7 protein-coding genes and 1 tRNA gene are annotated in these 4,563 nt (G+C 61.2%); all 8 read right to left on the reverse strand.

Annotation, left to right across the window (positions count from 1 at the left end):
- On the reverse strand, nucleotides 1-1,020 hold a 1,020-nt coding region (locus ACXJKO_RS29905), incomplete at its 3' end, for an NADH-quinone oxidoreductase subunit D (protein WP_457094656.1).
- 17 nt (nucleotides 1,021-1,037) lie between these two features.
- Nucleotides 1,038-1,640: an NADH-quinone oxidoreductase subunit C gene (locus tag ACXJKO_RS29910; RefSeq protein WP_457094657.1), complete on the reverse strand. Its 603-nt coding sequence runs from the start codon at nucleotides 1,638-1,640 to the stop codon at nucleotides 1,038-1,040.
- A 14-nt stretch (nucleotides 1,641-1,654) separates the two neighbouring features.
- Nucleotides 1,655-2,239, reverse strand: a complete 585-nt coding sequence (locus ACXJKO_RS29915; protein WP_457094658.1) for a NuoB/complex I 20 kDa subunit family protein — start codon at nucleotides 2,237-2,239, stop codon at nucleotides 1,655-1,657.
- A complete protein-coding gene (locus ACXJKO_RS29920) occupies nucleotides 2,230-2,595 on the reverse strand; it encodes an NADH-quinone oxidoreductase subunit A (RefSeq protein WP_441983103.1) in 366 nt (121 codons plus the stop codon). The genes ACXJKO_RS29915 and ACXJKO_RS29920 overlap by 10 nt, the downstream gene beginning before the upstream one ends.
- 175 nt (nucleotides 2,596-2,770) lie before the next feature.
- Nucleotides 2,771-3,199: a low affinity iron permease family protein gene (locus ACXJKO_RS29925; RefSeq protein WP_457094659.1), complete on the reverse strand. Its 429-nt coding sequence runs from the start codon at nucleotides 3,197-3,199 to the stop codon at nucleotides 2,771-2,773.
- A 161-nt stretch (nucleotides 3,200-3,360) separates the two neighbouring features.
- A tRNA-Asp gene (locus tag ACXJKO_RS29930) sits at nucleotides 3,361-3,437 on the reverse strand.
- Between the two features lie 158 nt (nucleotides 3,438-3,595).
- Nucleotides 3,596-4,090, reverse strand: coding sequence for a MerR family transcriptional regulator (locus ACXJKO_RS29935; RefSeq protein WP_457094660.1), 495 nt, complete (start codon nucleotides 4,088-4,090; stop codon nucleotides 3,596-3,598).
- Between the two features lie 22 nt (nucleotides 4,091-4,112).
- Nucleotides 4,113-4,424: an integration host factor subunit alpha gene (locus ACXJKO_RS29940; RefSeq protein WP_457094661.1), complete on the reverse strand. Its 312-nt coding sequence runs from the start codon at nucleotides 4,422-4,424 to the stop codon at nucleotides 4,113-4,115.
- Between the last annotated feature and the right edge of the window lie 139 nt (nucleotides 4,425-4,563).

Consider the following 4,563-nt stretch of genomic DNA (forward strand, 5'->3'; position numbering starts at 1 on the left):
GAACTCACCCTTCGGCGCTTCTACGGCGACGTATACCTCGCCCGCGGGGACGTGGAAGCCTTCCGTGTAAAGCTTGAAGTGATGGATCAGCGCTTCCATGGAGCGCTTCATGTCCTTGCGCGAGGGCGGGGCCACCTTGCCGTCGAGCGTGTTGACAGGTCCCTGACCGTCCGGAGCGCGCAGCTTGTCGAGGCACTGGCGCATGATGCGCACGGACTGGCGCATCTCTTCCATCCGGATGACCTGCCGGTCGTAGTTGTCGCCGTTCTTGCCCACGGGGATGTCGAAATCCATCTCCTCGTAGAGCGAGTACGGCTGCGACTTGCGCAGGTCCCACGGAACGCCGCAGCTGCGGACGATGGCGCCGGAGAAGCCCCACTCCCAGCATTCGTCGAGGGTCAGAATGCCGATATCGACGTTGCGCTGCTTGAAGATTCGGCTGCCCATGACGAGCGTGTCGAGATCGTCCAGAACCTTCAGGAACGGATCGCAGAAGGCCTCGATGTCGTCGATCAACTCAGGCTGGATGTCCATGCTCACGCCGCCCGGTCGGAAGTAATTGGCGTGCATGCGCGAACCGGAGATGCGCTCGTAGAAGATCATCAGCTTCTCGCGCTCCTCGAAACCCCAGAGCGGCGGCGTAAGAGCGCCGACGTCCATGGCTTGCGTGGTCACGTTGAGAAGATGCGAGAGCAGGCGCCCGATCTCGGAATAGAGAACGCGGATCAGTTCGGCGCGGCGCGGCACCTCGATTCCGAGGAGCTTTTCCGTCGCCATGCAGAAGGCATGTTCCTGGTTCATCGGCGCGACGTAATCGAGCCGGTCGAAATAGGGGTTCGCCTGAACGTAGGTCTTGTACTCGATCAGCTTCTCGGTGCCGCGATGAAGCAGGCCGATATGCGGATCGACGCGCTCGACGATCTCGCCGTCGAGTTCCAGCACGAGGCGCAGCACGCCGTGCGCAGCCGGATGCTGCGGACCGAAGTTGATGGTGAAATTGCGGATATTATGCTCGCCCATGGGTCGCCCTTTCCGCCTTAAGCCTTGGCCTTCTCGTCGCCGGGCAGCACGTAATCCGTGCCTTCCCAGGGCGAGAGGAAGTCGAAGTTGCGGAATTCCTGATTGAGCTTCACGGGCTCGTAGACCACGCGGCCCTGGCCTTCGTCGTAGCGAACCTCGACATAGCCGGTGAGCGGGAAGTCCTTACGCAGCGGATGTCCCTCGAAGCCGTAATCGGTCAGGAGGCGGCGCAGGTCCGGGTGGCCCGAGAACAGGATGCCATAAAGGTCATAGGCCTCGCGCTCGAACCAGTTTGCGGCCGGGAACACGCCGATGAGCGAGGGGACCGGAGTCACCTCGTCCGTCTGCGCTTTCACGCGGATGCGGGTGTTATGGTACGGCGACAGCAGGTGGTACACCACGTCGAAGCGCTGCTCGCGGGCCGGATAATCGGCCCCGCAGATATCGATGAAGCAGACGAAACGGCACTGCTGGTCGTCGCGCAGGAAGGTGATTACCCGCACGATATCGTCCCGGCGGGCGACCATCGTCAGCTCGCCATAGGCGATGGCGCGATCTTCGATCGCCTCGCCGAGGGACGAGGCGATGTAATCGCTCAGGACTTGGAGGTCAGCACTCATGAAATGACCTTTGCTCAGCGCTCGATTGTACCCGTGCGGCGGATCTTCTTCTGGAGAAGCAGCACGCCGTAGAGGAGCGCTTCAGCCGTCGGAGGGCAGCCAGGCACATAGATGTCCACAGGAACGACCCGGTCGCAGCCACGAACGACCGCGTAGGAATAGTGATAGTAGCCGCCGCCATTGGCGCAGGAGCCCATGGAGATGACATAGCGCGGCTCGGGCATCTGGTCGTAGACCTTGCGCAGAGCCGGCGCCATCTTGTTGGTCAGCGTGCCGGCGACGATCATCACGTCCGACTGGCGCGGCGAGGCGCGGGGCGCGAAGCCGAAGCGCTCGACGTCGTAGCGGGGCATGGAGAGCTGCATCATCTCGACGGCGCAGCAGGCCAGACCGAAGGTCATCCACATGAGCGAGCCGGTGCGCGCCCACGTGATGAGATCCTCGGTCGAGGTGACGAGGAAGCCCTTGTCGGACAGCTCGTCCTTGATCGAAACGAAATAGGGGTCCGTGGAGCCGACCGGCTCGCCCGTGTTCGGGTCGATGATCCCACGGGGGGCGGGAGCCACCAGGGTCGAGGAGTTATCGGTGATCAATCCCATTCCAGGGCTCCCTTCTTCCACTCATAGACGAAGCCGACGGTCAGGACGCCGAGGAAGATCATCATCGAAATAAAGCCGAACCAGCCCAAGTTCCCGAACGTGATCGCCCAGGGGAACAGGAACGCCACCTCGAGGTCGAAGATGATGAAGAGAATGGCGACCAGATAGAAGCGCACGTCGAACTTCATGCGTGCGTCATCGAAGGCATTGAACCCGCACTCGTAGGCGGAAAGCTTCTCCGAGTCGGGCTTGCTGTAGGCAACCAGGAACGGCGCCACGAGCAGCGCCACCCCGATCAGGAGCGACACGCCGATGAAGATTACGAGAGGCAGGTAGTCGGCGAGGAGATTCGTCATACGACACCCAGAAGGAACGAAGCGCGGCCGGAAGGTCGGCGACATGCCACGCATTTAAGCCACAGAAAGGCCCAAATAAAGGTCCTGCGACAAACGGCGGTTTATGCGGGGAGGCTTATCTGAGATCCCCTTCCCTGACAAGTGTTTGCACTGCCGCAAAAAGAATCATTCCAAACTAAGATGTGGCCTTCTCTGCAGCCTGTGCAGCCCGGCGATTGGCCCTTCTCTGAGCGTGATTTGCGGCAGGTGCTTCCTTGGCCCGCGCTTCGCACTTGGCCCGGATCTCATCAAGCTCTTCCAGGGTAAGGTGTTCGATGCCGATGAACGTGTTTTGCCCGGCACCGGCACGGATCAATTCATCAAGCTTGGCTTGAATCGCTGCACCGTCCCGATTCTGAGTGTTCTGGATCAGAAAAACCATCAGAAAGGTCACGATGGTCGTCCCTGTATTCACAATGAGCTGCCAAGTGTCGGAAAATCGGAAGAACGGGCCGGTAATTGCCCAGACCACGATGATGGCGATGCATAAAGCAAAGGTTACAGGCCTTCCGGTGACCTGCGCTACCCAGCTGGAAAATCGGGAGAAAAGCTTGGACGGAGTCATTGCGGGACGCCTTACTGTGCGTCACGCGCATTCGAGCCACGCCCGACGCTTCCAACAAAGGAAAATGCGCCGGACCGCAAAAAGGTGCCACGCTTCGCCTGCGGCGAAATCAGCGCCCAACCGCAGCGTCTCGATTAAATATGAGGATTTTCTTGGATAAGTGGCGCGGGCGACGGGGCTCGAACCCGCGACCTCCGGCGTGACAGGCCGGCACTCTAACCGACTGAGCTACGCCCGCGCATCGGACCGCCGAAGCGGTGAGTGGGTGGGGTTTAAGCGGCACCCCGACCCCTGTCAAGCGTTCCGTGCAACCATTTTCACGCCTGTCCCGAAAACGTTCACGATCCCCCTGAAACGGGCGGTCGAAGGGCATCGAGCCGGGCGTTCCGCCTCAGCTCATTCAGGGGAGACTGGCTCGACCGGCACATTCAGGGAACGAAGCACCCGGTCGCATTCGAGCAGGTCGTCGAGCGCGCCCTGAAGCTTTTGCAGGGCATCCTCGGAAAAGGCATGGGCTGGAATGCCGTCATCCGCTGCCTCATCTAGCGAGGTCGCCTGATCGTCCTCCTCGTCCTGAGGAAGCTCCCGAGCGTCATTGCGCGGCGCGGCCACGCTTTCCTCGCCCCGGCCCACGGCCTGGACGAAGCGCACGCCCTCCTCCTTGAGGATTCGCTGCACGCCCTTGATCGTATAGCCTTCGCCGTAGAGGAGTTGCCGTATGCCCTTGAGCAGATCCACATCGTCCGGGCGGTAATAGCGCCGCCCGCCGCCGCGCTTCAGCGGCTTGATATGGTTGAAGCGGGTCTCCCAGAACCGCAGGACGTGCTGCGGCAGGTCGAGGTCCTCAGCCACTTCGCTGATGGTGCGGAACGCGTCAGGGCTCTTGTCCAAGGCGCCGCCTGTCATCGCGCGACTAGTCCTCGCCCTCGATGATCTCGCCGTTGATATAGGCCTTGAGCACGTTGGATGGTTTGAACACCATGACCCGGCGCGGGTCGATGGGGACTTCGACGCCGGTCTTCGGGTTGCGGCCGACGCGCTCGCCCTTGCTGCGCACGACGAAAGAGCCGAACGACGACAGCTTCACGGTCTCGCCCGCGGCAAGGCTGTCGCAGATCTCGGCTAGGACCCGTTCCACCAGTTCCGCCGATTCGGTCCGCGACAGACCGACCTTCTGGTAAACGGCCTCGCTCAGGTCCGCCCTCGTCACAGTTTTGCCAGCCATTGAGCTCCCCGAACAGAATGAGTTCTTTGGTCTTTCAAGCGCTTAAGACGCTATGCAGATGGCTCCGTATGGGCAACCTTACAGGCAACGTCAAGGAATTCCACATAGGCCAGATGGTCTAGTGTGACGGATCCAAAGG

The organism is Microvirga sp. P5_D2 (assembly GCF_054049475.1).